General features: G+C 56.7%; 16 protein-coding genes. 15 read left to right on the plus strand and 1 reads right to left on the minus strand.

Annotation, left to right across the window (positions count from 1 at the left end):
• Nucleotides 1–10: 10 nt before the first annotated feature.
• The 3 genes from K529_RS11155 to K529_RS11165 all read left to right on the plus strand — a co-directional run bounded on the left by K529_RS11155 (nucleotide 11) and on the right by K529_RS11165 (nucleotide 1930).
• Entirely contained in the window at nucleotides 11–436 is a 426-nt protein-coding gene (locus K529_RS11155) for a VOC family protein (protein WP_005639209.1), read from the plus strand.
• A 159-nt stretch (nucleotides 437–595) separates the two neighbouring features.
• Nucleotides 596–1300: a CoA transferase subunit A gene (locus K529_RS11160; protein ID WP_005639212.1), complete on the plus strand. Its 705-nt coding sequence runs from the start codon at nucleotides 596–598 to the stop codon at nucleotides 1298–1300.
• A 3-nt stretch (nucleotides 1301–1303) separates the two neighbouring features.
• Nucleotides 1304–1930, plus strand: coding sequence for a 3-oxoacid CoA-transferase subunit B (locus K529_RS11165; RefSeq protein ID WP_005639216.1), 627 nt, complete (start codon nucleotides 1304–1306; stop codon nucleotides 1928–1930).
• Between the two features lie 157 nt (nucleotides 1931–2087).
• On the opposite strand, the gene K529_RS11170 is transcribed toward K529_RS11165, so the two are convergent.
• Entirely contained in the window at nucleotides 2088–2906 is an 819-nt protein-coding gene (locus K529_RS11170) for a lytic transglycosylase domain-containing protein (RefSeq protein WP_040641220.1), read from the minus strand.
• Nucleotides 2907–3260: 354 nt separating this feature from the next.
• Here K529_RS11170 and K529_RS11175 point away from each other — a divergent pair, with 354 nt between their 5' ends.
• From K529_RS11175 to K529_RS11230, 12 genes are all read left to right on the plus strand, one after another.
• Entirely contained in the window at nucleotides 3261–3446 is a 186-nt protein-coding gene (locus K529_RS11175; RefSeq protein ID WP_040641223.1) for a Flp family type IVb pilin, read from the plus strand.
• 111 nt (nucleotides 3447–3557) lie between these two features.
• Entirely contained in the window at nucleotides 3558–3743 is a 186-nt protein-coding gene (locus K529_RS11180; RefSeq protein ID WP_005607458.1) for a Flp family type IVb pilin, read from the plus strand.
• Between the two features lie 164 nt (nucleotides 3744–3907).
• Nucleotides 3908–4771 carry a Flp pilus assembly protein CpaB gene (gene cpaB, locus K529_RS11185; protein ID WP_005607460.1) on the plus strand — a complete coding sequence of 288 codons (864 nt, stop codon included), beginning with the start codon at nucleotides 3908–3910 and terminating at the stop codon, nucleotides 4769–4771.
• 213 nt (nucleotides 4772–4984) lie between these two features.
• Entirely contained in the window at nucleotides 4985–6397 is a 1413-nt protein-coding gene (locus tag K529_RS11190) for a type II and III secretion system protein family protein (protein WP_040641221.1), read from the plus strand.
• A gap of 21 nt (nucleotides 6398–6418) precedes the next feature.
• A complete protein-coding gene (locus K529_RS11195) occupies nucleotides 6419–7042 on the plus strand; it encodes an OmpA family protein (protein ID WP_005607464.1) in 624 nt (207 codons plus the stop codon).
• A 230-nt stretch (nucleotides 7043–7272) separates the two neighbouring features.
• Entirely contained in the window at nucleotides 7273–8517 is a 1245-nt protein-coding gene (locus tag K529_RS11200) for an AAA family ATPase (protein ID WP_005607467.1), read from the plus strand.
• Between the two features lie 32 nt (nucleotides 8518–8549).
• Nucleotides 8550–10001: a CpaF family protein gene (locus K529_RS11205; protein ID WP_009178017.1), complete on the plus strand. Its 1452-nt coding sequence runs from the start codon at nucleotides 8550–8552 to the stop codon at nucleotides 9999–10001.
• Nucleotides 10001–10969, plus strand: coding sequence for a type II secretion system F family protein (locus K529_RS11210; protein ID WP_005628044.1), 969 nt, complete (start codon nucleotides 10001–10003; stop codon nucleotides 10967–10969). The genes K529_RS11205 and K529_RS11210 overlap by 1 nt, the downstream gene beginning before the upstream one ends.
• 10 nt (nucleotides 10970–10979) lie before the next feature.
• Nucleotides 10980–11951 carry a type II secretion system F family protein gene (locus tag K529_RS11215; protein ID WP_005628042.1) on the plus strand — a complete coding sequence of 324 codons (972 nt, stop codon included), beginning with the start codon at nucleotides 10980–10982 and terminating at the stop codon, nucleotides 11949–11951.
• 10 nt (nucleotides 11952–11961) lie between these two features.
• Nucleotides 11962–12567, plus strand: a complete 606-nt coding sequence (locus K529_RS11220; RefSeq protein WP_005628040.1) for a tetratricopeptide repeat protein — start codon at nucleotides 11962–11964, stop codon at nucleotides 12565–12567.
• A 33-nt stretch (nucleotides 12568–12600) separates the two neighbouring features.
• Nucleotides 12601–13452, plus strand: a complete 852-nt coding sequence (locus K529_RS11225; protein ID WP_005628038.1) for a tetratricopeptide repeat protein — start codon at nucleotides 12601–12603, stop codon at nucleotides 13450–13452.
• A gap of 15 nt (nucleotides 13453–13467) precedes the next feature.
• Nucleotides 13468–13965 (plus strand): prepilin peptidase, encoded by a 498-nt coding sequence (locus K529_RS11230; protein WP_005628036.1) that lies wholly within the window; start codon nucleotides 13468–13470, stop codon nucleotides 13963–13965.
• Nucleotides 13966–14038 lie beyond the last annotated feature (73 nt).

Raw genomic sequence — 14038 nt, forward strand, 5'->3', positions numbered from 1 at the left:
AGAGAGACAAATGAAACCCACTCAATTCTACCCGGTCATCCAGACGCGGAGCGTCGAGGCCACGGCGCAATTCTACCAACAGAACTTTGGCTTCTCGCCCGCCTTTACATCGGACTGGTATGTCCACCTGCAATGCGATGCCGATCCAAGCGTGAACCTCGCCATTCTCGACGGCGGGCATGAGACAATCCCCGAAACCGGGCGGGGCCTGACCAGCCATCTGTTGCTGAATTTCGAGGTCGAGGATGCACGCGCGGAGTACACCCGCCTGACGGGCCGCGGCCTAGAGGTGGTGAAACCGCTCTGCGACGAGGATTTTGGTCAGCGTCATTTCATCGTCAAAGATCCCAATGGCGTTCTGATTGATGTCATAACCCCCATCGCCCCCAGCCCCGAATTCGCCGCGCAATACAGTACCGAAGCCCTGCCCGGCTGATCCATTCACCTTTTTATCAAATACCTCCCGCCGGAGGCGCGGGGCCACCCGGTCCCGTTTCGCCATCGGTAGAAATACGCAGAACGTTCCGTATTCGTTGACTCGACATTGCGACTGGGGTGATTAGCTTGACCCAGAGGAAATGGAAGGGAGAGTTCCATGAAGAAGGTATACGGCTCTGCCGCCGAGGCCCTGGACGGGGTGCTGTTCGACGGCATGACCATCGCAGCCGGCGGCTTTGGCCTCTGCGGCATTCCCGAACTGCTGCTTGAGGCGATCAAACAGGCGGGCACCAAGGATCTGACCTTTGCGTCCAACAATGCGGGCGTCGATGACTTTGGCATCGGCATCCTACTGCAGACCAAACAGGTCAAGAAGATGATGTCGTCCTACGTGGGCGAAAACGCGGAATTTATGCGTCAGTACCTGTCTGGCGAGTTGGAGCTGGAGTTCAACCCGCAAGGCACCCTCGCGGAGCGCATGCGCGCTGGCGGCTGCGGTATCCCCGGTTTTTATACAAAGACCGGCGTTGGCACCCAGATTGCCGAAGGCAAAGAGGTAAAGGTGTTCGACGGCGAGGAATACATCCTTGAGCGCGGTATCTTCGCGGATCTGTCGATTGTGAAGGCTTGGAAAGCCGATGAGACCGGCAACCTCGTGTTCCGCAAGACTGCCCGCAACTTCAACCCGCCTGCGGCCATGTGCGGCAAGGTCTGCGTGGTCGAGGTAGAAGAGATCGTGCCCACTGGCAGCCTGGACCCCGATCACATCCACCTGCCCGGCGTTTACGTGCACCGTCTGATCCAAGGCGAGCATGAAAAACGCATCGAAAAAGTGACCACCCGCCCGCGTGAGGAGGCTTGATCCATGGCTTGGGACCGCAACCAGATGGCCGCACGCGCGGCACAGGAACTCGAAGACGGCATGTATGTGAACCTCGGCATCGGCATCCCGACGCTGGTGGCCAACTATGTGGGCGACAAGGACATCACGCTCCAATCGGAGAACGGCATGCTGGGCATGGGTCCTTTCCCCTTTGAGGGCGAAGAAGATCCGGACCTCATCAACGCTGGCAAGCAGACCATCACGGAACTGCGCCGTACGGCCTATTTCGACAGTGCGACCTCCTTTGGCATGATCCGCGGTGGCAAGATCGCTGCCGCGATCCTTGGTGCAATGGAAGTCGCGGAAAACGGAGATCTGGCGAACTGGATGATCCCCGGCAAGCTCATCAAAGGCATGGGCGGTGCTATGGATCTGGTGGCCGGTGTAGGGCGCGTGATCGTGGTGATGGACCATGCCAACAAACACGGCGAATCCAAGCTCTTGAAAGAGTGCACCCTACCCCTGACGGGCAAGGGCGTGGTGGACCGCATCATCACCAACCTCGGCGTTTTGGATGTTGTAGAAGGTGGATTGAAGATCGTGGAGGTGGCCGAAGGTGTCACCGAAGACGAACTGCGCGCCGCAACTGCGGCAACAATCGTCAACTAAATTCTTCACCTCCCTCTTCGAGGAGGTGGGCGGTGGCGCGGAGGGCAAATGCCCTCCGCGCCACCGCCCCGGTCGGATCGCAACGCGATCCGATCCGGTCACCCAAGTGACCGCATTGCGCAGCTTGCAAATTAGGATTGGTGACTGTGCCGTTGCTCTATTTCATTGCTTCGAACACGCAGCCGTCAGAGATCATGATCGGTGGTGTCGTACAAAGATTCCGCGCAATGCGATACGCAGCCAGCACCTTCGGGACATAGTCCCGTGTCTCAGCAAACGGAGGCACCCCGCCATGCTCGCGTACAGCACCTGCGCCTGCATTGTATCCTGCCAACACCAATATCGGATCGCCTGAAAAGTCGCTCGCCAACTGATTCAGGAACTTCACGCCTCCGGCAATGTTCTGCTGAGGATCAAATGCGTCGACAACACCGTATTGCGATGCAGTATCGGGCATCAACTGCATCAGGCCCTGCGCTCCGACCCGGCTGATTGCATCAGGCTTACCGCCGGACTCCACTGCCATAACGGCCAGTACCAGCGCAGGCGAAACCTCTGTGCCGATGGTTGAGGTCAACATCTGAACACCGTAGGCCGCAATCATGTCCTGCAAATCTTGCAGGCGTGGCGTCGATATATCACTACGGGTTTCGAGTACTGCCAGCCCGTCCTGAAGACGCCCGGGGGATGCACCGGCCAGATCAGAGCCAACCTCTTCCCAGAACCACTCATACCGCGCTGGCGGCTTGGGCACATCAATCGAACCATCCTCGGCGGCTTCGACATCAGAAGTACCCTGCGACGAGGGGGAGGCTTGCGGGTCAATCTGCACGGTAATGCGCTTATGCGTGCCAGGGGTGGGCGGTCGCACACGCTTGGCCTCAAAATCCGCAAAAGGCGCAGGGCTCTCTTGCGCATGTCCCGCAACCGCGATCACGAGACCGCAGAACATCGCCAGCCCCCGTTTCACTCTCATTCCGCCCGCTCACTGCCTGTTATCTGCGGAAATCTTCTGCGATCAGACCCCGAAAATCCAGACCAACGGTGCAGATTTGGCCCATTTCGCCACATTTGCACCCCAATTGACGCGTTTGCGCAGGGTCAACGCGCAAAAGATACCTAAAATATCATTTAAGAATATAACCTTACCCATCTTGCTAACCTTTTTTTAATCTTAACGGCGAATTTCCGGGTTTCGGCCCAATTCCTGCCACCCTCACTCGGGATAACAGGCTCATCCAAAGCGGGACATCATCTGAAGGTGAGAGAGCAGATGAACGAAACGCCCCGCTGGATGCCAACATTTACCGATCCTCAGGAGGGACGAACCATGATCAAATTCTTCAAAAACTTCCGCAATGACGAATCCGGCGCCGTGACTGTTGACTGGGTTGTGCTGACCGCTGCTGTCGCCGTACTCGGCACTCTGGTTTACAGCCAGATCTCCGGCAGCATCGAAAATGCGACCACCGCGACCGGCACGTTCCTGACCGACAACGGCTCCACCAGCTACTAAGGTCAATCGCACAAGTTTGCGAACGGGATAAAATCCCTAAGAATAGTGTTCTGGGCCGATCGCTTGAATGGCCCAGAACCCACCTCAAGGTACTTTTGATGGAGTACACCCATGAAGACACTGAAAACATTCAGAGACAGCGAAGACGGAGCTGTCACGGTCGATTGGGTCGTTCTGGCGGCTATGATCGCCGCACTCTGTGTACTGGCCGCGACGCTTATGAATGGTGAGGTTTCCACAGCCCTCAGCAACTTGGCGCAGGACATTCACACAGTGATCGCCAGAGTAAGGCCTTGAACGAAAACTGAACGAAATATGTTTCTCGAACTGCAATGCACTGTGCCCAATTGGGCGTCTCAGTTGCTACTGAAACCAGGCGTCGCGTCAGAGAACCGTACAGTACCTAATCACCTCCCGCCCTCGGTGCATTTACGCCCTGAGCATCACTGAAAGGGACCAACATGAGAGCCGTATTCGGACTTGTGCTCGTCGTGGGTGTCGCCTTGGCCGGCGGCGCCGTCATGATGGCAAAGAACTATATCGAAGCCTACCAGAATGCGTTGGCACACGAACGGTCGAACCGCGAAGCTGCAGTTCCGACCGTCAATGTATTTGTAGCCAATAAAACGCTGACCTATGGTGAAGAGCTCACCAAAGAGAATGTGCGCGCGGTTGCATGGCCGGAGAACGCCCTTCCCGAGGGGATATTCAGCGAAGAGAGCGACCTCTTTCCATCGGATAGCCCGAAAGATGCACGCTACGTGCTGCGTACGATGGAAAAGAACGAGCCCCTCTTGGCTGTGAAGATTACCGCTCCCGGTGAAGATGCTGGGATCACCTCCCGACTGGAGAAGGGCATGCGCGCCTTCGCCATTCGTGTTGACGTTGCCAGCGGTGTCTCCGGTTTCCTGCGACCCGGTGATCGGGTGGATGTTTATTGGAGTGGCCAGCCGCCTGCGCGCAGCGGCCAAGAGCGTAGCGGTGAAGTCACCCGCCTGATCCAAAGCAATATCGAATTGATCGCAGTTGATCAGATGTCGGGCGGCGACTTCAGCAGTGCCATCATCGCACGCACGGTTACCGTGAAAGCCCAGCCCGAAGAAGTGGCACGGCTCGCCCAGGCTCAATCCACTGGCCGTTTGTCGCTTGCATTGGTTGGCGCACAGGATGACACCATCGCCTCTTTGGTCGAAGTTGATCAACGGTCGTTGTTTGGACTGGGTGATGTCGAAGCGCCTGAACCTGTTAAAGAGAACAGGGTTTGTACCATCCGCAACCGACGCGGCGCAGAAGTGATCGAAATTCCGATCCCCTGCACAGATTAAAATTCCCGAATAGGAACATACATTTATAGCGGGCCCGCAGATCGAAACGATCTTGCGGGCCTGTTGCGTTGTGTCCGCTCACCCTCACCCAATTTGTTAATAAACACATCGAAGTCATTGATTCTTGCAATGAAACAAGAACTCGCGCACATTAGGCGCAAATTCGGGGCGCTAAGACCCCACTTCAGAGGCGTGATCGGAAAGGCAGGTCACATGTCAGTTAGACGTTATTGTGCGGCGGCCCTTACTGGGCTGACCCTTTTATTATCTTATGCCCCCTCTCCGGTCATGGCGCAGGGGATCAGTGTGTTGAAGAAGGGCACAAACGCCGTTCTTGATGTGCCGATGAACCGCGCTGTGGTGGTTGAGGCGGATGTGCCCTTTGCGGAACTCAGCATCGCCAATCCGGGCATCGCGGATATCTCTTCCCTGTCGGATCGTACAATCTATGTGCTGGGCAAGTCTCCGGGCATGACCACGCTCACGCTTCTGGATGGATCTGGCGGGCTGATCACCAACGTGGATGTACGCGTCGCGGCAGATGTGAGTGAATTCAAACAGCGCTTGCAGCAAATTCTTCCGAACGAGAAGATTGAGGTTCGCACGGCCAATGACGGCATCGTTCTGTCAGGCACGGTATCAAGTGCGCAGCGCCTCCAGCGGGCGCTTGATCTGGCGGAACGCTATGCGCCGGATCGTGTCAGCAACCTTATGACTGTAGGCGGTATCCAGCAGGTGATGCTGAAGGTCCGCTTTGCCGAGATGGAACGCTCTGTGAGCAAGTCGCTTGGTGGTTCCATGCTGATCGGATCTTCGGATGGCAGTATTTCCACCGGTACATTCCTCAACAGGCCCGAAGGCGGGAATGTGTTTGGACCATCTGCGGGCACGAATTCCGCTCGCCTCAATAGTGATACCTTGGGAGCTGCCATTTTTGGTTTCGACATTGGCGCGGTACAGTTCAACGTCCTGCTCGAAGCACTTGAACAAAAAGGCCTTGTGCGCACATTGGCTGAACCCAATCTGTCTGCACTCTCCGGACAAGAAGCCAGCTTCCTCGCGGGCGGGGAATATCCAGTTCCCGTTGCTCAGGAAGAAGGCGTTGTAACCGTTGAATTCAAACCCTTTGGTATCGAGTTGAACTTTATCCCGCGTGTTGTCGACGGAGATTTGATCAATCTCGAACTCAAAGCAGCCGTATCGGCCATCGACCCCACCAATTCAGCGACGTTTGATGGCTTCTCGATTAACGCCTTCTCCCGCCGCGAAACGGCGACAACGGTGGAACTGCGTGACGGCGAGAGCTTTGCCATCGCGGGCCTCATCGAGGATGAATTCCGCGACGGTGCTGCACAAGTCCCTTGGCTTGGTGATGTGCCGGTACTTGGGGCTCTGTTTCGCAGCGCGGATTACGAACGCAATCAAAGTGAGCTGGTCATCATCGTTTCGGCACATCTTGTAACGCCGACCCGTGGCGAAGCACTGGCCCTGCCAACCGATCGCATTCGTCCGCCAAGCGAAAAGAACCTGTTCTTGTTTGGACGTACCGAGCGCGCGCAATCGGGCGCGGCTGGGGAGGTTGCCAACCAAGACTTCAACGGCTCTTATGGCTATCTTCTTGACTGACCCTGACACACGGTGGCGCAGATGTTGAAACACGCAGCAATTTTCGGATTGGCCCTGATCACCGGGGCCTGCGCCTACCAAGAAGCGGGTGCGCCTCACGGCTCGCAGTACCTTGGCGCGGCGAACGAAAACAACACGGCGGTGCTCTCTGGGGATCGCAGCTACCGGATCCAGTTGGCGACCCGGTTTGCAAACGAAGTACCGACAACGATCAACTTTGATTTTGACAGCGCCCGCTTGGATGGGAATGCACGTCAGGTTCTGGATGCGCAGGCTGATTGGATTCGCCAGTTTCCAGAAGTGCGCTTCCGGGTTTACGGCCATACAGACGCCGTCGGTAGCCAATCCTACAACAAGCGGCTTGGCCTGCGCCGGGCGCGCGCGGCGGTCAACTACCTGGTTGCACGCGGAATCGCTCGCAATCGGCTTGAAGCGGTCGCCTCTTTTGGTGAAACTCAGCCCTTGGTGCTGACCGATCAACGCGAACGCCGCAACCGGCGGACGGTCACCGAGGTCAGCGGTTTCGTTGCCGCCCGCGTCAATGAGCTGGATGGTAAATACGCCGCCATCATCTATCGCGATTACGTCGAAAGCGCTGTGGCCCCCACCTCGCTCTCTGCAAAAACTGAACTGTCGGAAAACTGATTCTGTTTTGTTTCTGCTCGCCCGATCTGGGCGAGCAGCCGGCCACTCCGCCAGATGGTAATAAATTGTTAGGCATGATTAACATTCCCAACAATCGGAGTTTTTTGGCCCCAATCTCGCCCACATTGAGAACGACACTGATCCCATAGGCGCCGTGTACCTTGTGATGGAACCGGCGCTGGTCCAACATCGGCTGGGTGCCGGGACCAAACAATGTGGGGATACTGGCGATGACAAGTGGGATTTCGCAAACGGAGGCTGTGCCGATCGCAGCCTGTACAATCAGTCGGGACGTTCAGAACTTCGATCTTCTGATTGAGGATATGGAATCTGCAATGGGCGAAGCTTGGGGCGACCTTGGCTTTACCGAAGCGCTGGCTTTCTTCTACCAATCCGAGGCTGAAGCCCTGGAGTTCGTGGCTCTTGCCATCGATGCGGAGGATGAAGAAAACCTGCCGTTGATGACTGAAATCATCACTCAAGCGAAATCGCGAAACATCAAGGTGATCCTTGTCGCCGAGGACGTCACCCCCGCAGCGCTGCACAAGTTGTTGCGTCAGGGCGCAGATGAGTTCATTCCCTACCCGCTCCCGGAACAGGAACTCGCGGCGGCAATTGACCGCCTGCGTGAACCCACCGAAAGCGCCGCCCCTGCGGCGGCACCGCAACGCGCGCACAAGCTACATGCTGACAGCCAACGCGAAGGCGCGGTGATTGTTACACAGGGCCTTGCGGGGGGTACCGGAGCATCGACATTTGCCGTGAACCTTGCGTGGGAGTTGGCCGAGCTCAACACCACCGAGCGCCCATCTGTGTGCCTGCTCGATCTGGATCTGCAAACAGGCTCGGTTTCGACATACCTTGACCTGCCGCGCCGCGAAGCGGTCATGGAGATGCTGAGCGAAACCGAAGCCATGGATGAAGATATCTTTGGTCAGTCTCTGATGTCATTTCAGGATAAGCTGCAGGTTTTGACGTCTCCCGCCGACATGGTGCCACTGGAGTTCATCACGCCCGAAGATATTTTGCGCGTGGTTGAAATGGCGCGCAGCCACTTCGATTTCGTGGTGATCGACATGCCGCACACGATGGTGCAGTGGACTGAAACGGTGCTGAACCTCGCGCATGTCTACTTTGCCATGATCGAGTTGGATATGCGTTCGGCGCAAAATGCACTTCGGGTCAAACGGGCTCTTCAATCTGAGGATCTGCCGTTTGAGAAACTGCGTTTCTTGCTCAACCGCGCTCCGAAATTCACCGACCTGAACGGCAAAAGCCGGGTTAAACGCCTCGCTGAAAGTCTTGGCATCTCTATCGACGTGCAACTGCCGGATGGGGGAAAAACCATTCTGCACAGCTGTGATCACGGGCAACCGCTGGCGATCTCTGCGCCCAAGAACCCATTGCGCAAGGAAATCGCCAAGTTGGCGAAAAACTTGCATGAACTGGGACGTGCAGAAGCTGAAGCCGCCTAAGCCGCCACGCGTGCGCACCTGAAGGTATCGACATGTTTTCCAAGTACAAGAAGCAAAGCCCCGCCCCTGCCGCTGCAGCCCCGGCCGCGAGCGCAAAACCGGCTGCAAGCCCTAGCGCCCCGGCAGCAGGGGTCAAAACGATCCTGCGCCGCCCGGATCAGCGCACAGCCGCCGCCCCTGCCCCGCAGGATCGTGACCGCAAGCGCAAAGAGCGGCTAAGTGAGATCAAGATCGATCTGCACCGGGAATTGCTGGAAAACCTGAACCTCGCAGCACTTGAAAAAGCTTCTGAGGCGGAACTGCGCGGAGAGATCGCTTCGATTTCTGGTGAGGTCCTGCAGGAAAAGAGCATTGTCCTCAACCGCGAGGACCGCCAACAGCTTATCAAAGAACTCTATGATGAGGTGACAGGCCTGGGCCCGCTTGAGGCCCTCCTGAAAGACGATACCGTCTCTGATATTCTGGTGAACGGTCCGCAACAGATTTTCATCGAACGTGGTGGCAAGCTGGAACTCAGCGACATCACCTTCAAGGATGAAAAGCACCTGATGCGGATCATCGACAAGATCGTCTCAGCCGTGGGTCGTCGTGTCGATGAGTCCAACCCCTACGTTGACGCTCGTCTTCAGGATGGCTCACGTTTTAACGCCATGGTTCCGCCTATTGCGGTGGATGGCTCGCTGGTTTCGATCCGGAAATTCAAAAAGGACAAGCTGAAGATTGATGATCTGGTCAACTTCGGTGCCTTTACAGAAGAAATGGCGGCCTACCTGCAGGCGGCCGTGTCGACCCGCCTGAACGTCATTGTCTCTGGCGGTACCGGCTCGGGTAAAACGACAACACTCAACGCACTGTCGAGCTTTATCGATAACGCGGAACGTATCCTGACGATTGAGGATACAGCGGAACTTCAATTGCAACAGACCCATGTGGGCCGGATGGAAAGCCGTCCACCCAACGTCGAAGGCAAGGGTGAAGTATCCCCGCGCGACTGTCTGAAGAACGCTCTCAGGATGCGCCCGGACCGGATCATCGTGGGTGAGACCCGTGGCGCTGAGGTAATCGACATGTTGCAGGCCATGAACACCGGCCACGACGGATCCATGACCACGATCCACGCCAACTCTGCCCGCGATGGTATTTCGCGTCTGGAAAACATGATCGCCATGGCCGGGATCGAAATGCCGATCAAAGCCGTGCGCAGCCAGATTGCATCGGCTGTGAACCTGATTGTGCAGGCCTCGCGTCTGCAGGATGGGTCGCGTCGGATGACCTCGATCACCGAAATTACCGGGATGGAGGGGGATGTGATCTCCATGCAAGAGATCTTTCGGTTCCAGCGCGTTGGTTTGACACCAGACAATAAGATTATCGGCCATTTCACCGCGACAGGTGTGCGCAGCCACTTCTCCGAGCGCTTCCGCCTCTGGGGTTACGACCTGCCGTCGTCGATCTATGAGCCAACCGTGATGGAGACACGCTGATGGAGTTTGGGATTGAGCCACTCATCTATGGGCTGATCTTTATCGGCGTTCTGGTGCTTGTCGAGGGCATCTACCTGGTCATGTTCGGCAAATCCATCAGCCTCAACAGCCGGGTGAATCGCCGTCTGGAGATGCTGGAAAAAGGTGGCAACCGCGAACAAGTGTTGGAGCAACTCCGTAAGGAAATGCAGCAGCACCTGAACTCACAGTCCATCCCGCTTTATTCGCTGCTGGCAGAAAAAGCGCAAAAGGCGGCCATCGCGTTTACACCTGTTCAGTTGATCATGATCATGGGTGTCTTGTGCGCGGTTGCCTTTGTGGGATTGAGCATCGGCACACAGGCCGCATTGCCAGTCAAAGTGCTTGGATCGGTCATCATCGGCGTTGGTGCGGTGTTCTTCTGGGTAAATTCCAAAGCCAAAAAACGCATGGCCAAATTGGAAGAACAACTCCCGGATGGGGTGGAACTCATGGTCCGCTCACTGCGGGTTGGGCATCCGTTTTCGTCGGCGGTGCAGATCGTGGCCAAAGAAGTCGACGACCCCTTGGCGACAGAGTTCGGGATCATCGCAGATGAATGCTCCTATGGTCGTGACGTGGGTGAAGCCCTCAAGGAAATGGCCGAACGTCTAGATATGCAGGACTTGCGGTTCCTCGCCGTGGCCGTGACCATTCAACAGCAATCGGGTGGTAACCTCGCCGAGGTTTTGGCCGGACTGGCCAAAGTGATCCGCGCCCGGTTCCGTCTGTTCCGCCGTGTCAGAGCGATCACTGCCGAAGCACAGTGGTCGGGCAAGTTCTTGTCGGGTTTCCCGCTGTTTACTCTTGGCGGCACATTGGTGATGGATCCGAATTACTACGACTCGGTGCTCGACCATCCGTGGTTTATGCCAGCTTGTTTCATTGTGGGCGGCATGCTCACAGCGAACATCTTTGTGATGCGCAAGCTGACAGATATTCAGGTCTGAGGAGGCAGCTATGAACCCGTTGACCTATGTGCAGGACTTGTTGATCCACTACCTTGGCGATTTCGGGCCGCTTCTGGCCGTTGGCTTTATCGGTTTGGTTTTGATCATCGTCGCGGTTGTTTTCGCCCTCAACCAACCAGAAGATCCGCTCAAGAAACTACAGCGGGATCTGGCATCCAACCATAGCGCCAAACCTCAGAACGAGCGCCTGCGCCAGGCAAGCCGCAACGAACAGCTCCAGAAGTTCGCAAACTTTCTGGAACCACAAGACGCCGAAGAACTGTCAGCGATGCAGCTGAAACTGCGTCAGGCCGGCTATCAATCCAAGGATGCGGTGCGCCTGTTCCACTTCCTGCAGTTTGCGTTGGGTCTAAGCGGTTTGGGCCTTGGGTTGTTCTTCGTCTATGTGATGAATGCAGATGTGGACTATACCACGAACCAAATGGCGATGCGTGTGCTCGGCCCGGGTGCAGCCTGCTACTACCTGCCACGCTACTGGATCACGCGGCGCATTGAGGAACGCAAACAAGCCATTACCCGCGCCTTCCCTGACGCACTCGATATGATGTTGGTCTGTGTCGAAGCCGGGCAATCGCTTGATCAGGCCATTGTGCGCGTCGGTAAGGAACTGCGTGCATCCTATCCCGAACTGGCAGAAGAGTTCGAGATTGTCGCTTACGAAATGAAGGCCGGTAAGGAAAAGGATAAGGTGCTGCGAGACATGGGCACCCGTTGTGGCGTGCAGGATGTGGCATCCTTTGTCACTGTCATGATCCAGTCGGCGGCCTTTGGTACATCGATCGCGGATGCCCTTCGGGTCTATGCCGGGGAAATGCGTGACAAGCGCGTGATGCGCGCCGAGGAGGCCGCAAACAAGTTGCCAACGAAAATGACCCTTGCCACAATGGGCCTTACGGTTCCGCCTCTGCTGGCAATCTTGATTGCACCTTCTGTCCAGGGGCTGGGAAACATAGGAAAATAGGCCTCGCACAATGAACTTTCGAAACAGGCGCCATTACCTCATTCGCCTTGTTTCACCCACAGCCGCCATCAGTGCCGTCGCGCTGGTGGCGGCTTGTGTGTCGGGACAAGGTGAACGACTTTCTCCCGTTGGCCCCGATGGCGTATGGGCGCCCGGTGTTGACCGGCGTGGCGACACTGTCAGCGGTTTGGAAGTCGGCCATAGATTGCTTGCCGCGGGTCAATATGAACTCGCCATGGACGCGTTCAACCGTGCCGCATTAGAAGAGGGTCTCACCGCAGAAGTTCTCTCGGGGCTTGGCTCAGCCAGTCTCGGCCTGGGACGGCTTGGGCAGGCAGAAACCCTGCTGCGTCAAGCGGTTGACAAAGAGCCACAATGGCCCGAAGCACTCAATAATCTGGGCACGGTCTTGCTGGAACAACGCAAATACGCCGAGGCCGAACAGATACTGCGCCGCGCCTATGCGCTGGACAATGGCCAAAGTGACGCAATCCGCGATAATTTGCGCATCGCACTCGAAAATCTTGACAACACAGGGCATAGTGTTGCCACAGGCGAACAAGATAAACTGGTGCGAAAAGGTGGCGGCGTATACCGCATCGAAACGACACCGTAACGCCAGAGGCAGAGCAGAAGAGGACGCAGCAAAATGCGCCACATGGTTCTATTGTCCGCAGGGCTGATCGGGGCGCTGGCCCTTGCGTCTTGCAGCAAGGAAATTGACAAAGAAGCCGTCGATCGCGCGCTTCAGGACGTCAATGTCGTCGATGAAAGCAACCTCAACAGTGTGGTGCTGAACAGCGCTGATCCGAACGAGGCCGTCTCCTATTTTCAACGCAGCGTAAAGCAGTCGCCTGAGCGGGTTGATCTGAACCGTGGTCTTGCCGCTTCGCTCATTCGGGCCAAACGCTACACCGAGGCCGCAGCCGCGTGGCAACGCGTTGTCGACCTGCCTGACGCGCAAAGCGCCGACAGTGTGGAACTGGCCGATGCGCTCATTCGCAACAATGAATGGGAGAAGGCTCGCAAGGTGCTCGATACTGTGCCACCGACGCATGAGACCTTCAAACGCTACCGTCTCGAAGCGATGATCGCCGATTCCGAACAGAATTGGAAAGCGGCCGACAGCTTTTATGACACTGCGGTCGGCCTGACGACCAAGCCTGCAGGCGTGTTTAACAACTGGGGTTATTCCAAGCTCACACGCGGCGATTACAGCGGTGCAGAGCGGCTCTTTGGCGAAGCGCTGCGTCAGGACCCAAATCTGTTCACAGCAAAAAACAACCTCGTGCTCGCACGGGGTGCACAGCGCAATTACAGCCTGCCCGTTATCAGCATGACGCAGACAGAACGTGCACAGCTGTTGCACACAATGGCGCTTTCTGCGGTGAAACAGGGGGATGTCAGCACAGGCGAGGGCCTGTTGCGCGAAGCGATTGAGACCCACCCGCAGCATTTCGATGCCGCCGCACGCGCCTTGGAAGCGCTTGAAAACGGCTGATCGGAGCCTGAGCAGATGCATTTCCCACCTCAGGCTGCTTTGTGGTTCCTGCCTTTTGTTTTGCCGTTGTGCTACGTGGTGGCCCTCACGGATCTGCGGAGCATGCGCATCCCCAATTGGACGGTGGACACGCTTGCGCTGATCTACATCTTCCTTGGCTTACTCGTGATGCCAACGTGGGCAGATTACGGCTGGCAATTGCTGCATCTTCCTGCGGGTATCGCTATTGGATATCTTTTCTATGCCAGCGGCCTTGTTGGTGCGGGGGACGCGAAATTTGCTGGTGCAGCAGCGCCTTACGTGGCATTTTCCGATCTTAAACTGATCATCATCATCTTTGCCGCCGCGCTTTTGTCGGGCTTCTTGGCACATCGCCTCGCCCGCCACACCCCGCTACGACGCCTCGCGCCCGACTGGCAAAGCTGGAACGTCGGCGTCAAATTTCCGATGGGTCTGTGCCTCGGTGCAACGCTTGCGATCTACCTCTGCCTTGCTGCATTCGTGACGATCTAGACCTGCCTCCGCACCCTGCGCATGTGGCGGAAATTTCCTGAAAATCACCTCGGTCCTTCGCGGAAATGCTGCA

Source organism: Tritonibacter mobilis F1926, assembly GCF_000376545.2.
GTDB classification, from domain to species: domain Bacteria; phylum Pseudomonadota; class Alphaproteobacteria; order Rhodobacterales; family Rhodobacteraceae; genus Epibacterium; species Epibacterium mobile.

Coding starts and splice junctions, on each gene's coding strand:
- K529_RS11155 (WP_005639209.1), top strand. CDS start 11: ATGAAACCCACTCAATTCTACCCGGTCATCCAGACGCGGAGCGTCGAG.
- K529_RS11160 (WP_005639212.1), top strand. CDS start 596: ATGAAGAAGGTATACGGCTCTGCCGCCGAGGCCCTGGACGGGGTGCTG.
- K529_RS11165 (WP_005639216.1), top strand. CDS start 1,304: ATGGCTTGGGACCGCAACCAGATGGCCGCACGCGCGGCACAGGAACTC.
- K529_RS11170 (WP_040641220.1), bottom strand. CDS start 2,906: ATGAGAGTGAAACGGGGGCTGGCGATGTTCTGCGGTCTCGTGATCGCG.
- K529_RS11175 (WP_040641223.1), top strand. CDS start 3,261: ATGATCAAATTCTTCAAAAACTTCCGCAATGACGAATCCGGCGCCGTG.
- K529_RS11180 (WP_005607458.1), top strand. CDS start 3,558: ATGAAGACACTGAAAACATTCAGAGACAGCGAAGACGGAGCTGTCACG.
- cpaB (WP_005607460.1), top strand. CDS start 3,908: ATGAGAGCCGTATTCGGACTTGTGCTCGTCGTGGGTGTCGCCTTGGCC.
- K529_RS11190 (WP_040641221.1), top strand. CDS start 4,985: ATGTCAGTTAGACGTTATTGTGCGGCGGCCCTTACTGGGCTGACCCTT.
- K529_RS11195 (WP_005607464.1), top strand. CDS start 6,419: ATGTTGAAACACGCAGCAATTTTCGGATTGGCCCTGATCACCGGGGCC.
- K529_RS11200 (WP_005607467.1), top strand. CDS start 7,273: ATGACAAGTGGGATTTCGCAAACGGAGGCTGTGCCGATCGCAGCCTGT.
- K529_RS11205 (WP_009178017.1), top strand. CDS start 8,550: ATGTTTTCCAAGTACAAGAAGCAAAGCCCCGCCCCTGCCGCTGCAGCC.
- K529_RS11210 (WP_005628044.1), top strand. CDS start 10,001: ATGGAGTTTGGGATTGAGCCACTCATCTATGGGCTGATCTTTATCGGC.
- K529_RS11215 (WP_005628042.1), top strand. CDS start 10,980: ATGAACCCGTTGACCTATGTGCAGGACTTGTTGATCCACTACCTTGGC.
- K529_RS11220 (WP_005628040.1), top strand. CDS start 11,962: ATGAACTTTCGAAACAGGCGCCATTACCTCATTCGCCTTGTTTCACCC.
- K529_RS11225 (WP_005628038.1), top strand. CDS start 12,601: ATGCGCCACATGGTTCTATTGTCCGCAGGGCTGATCGGGGCGCTGGCC.
- K529_RS11230 (WP_005628036.1), top strand. CDS start 13,468: ATGCATTTCCCACCTCAGGCTGCTTTGTGGTTCCTGCCTTTTGTTTTG.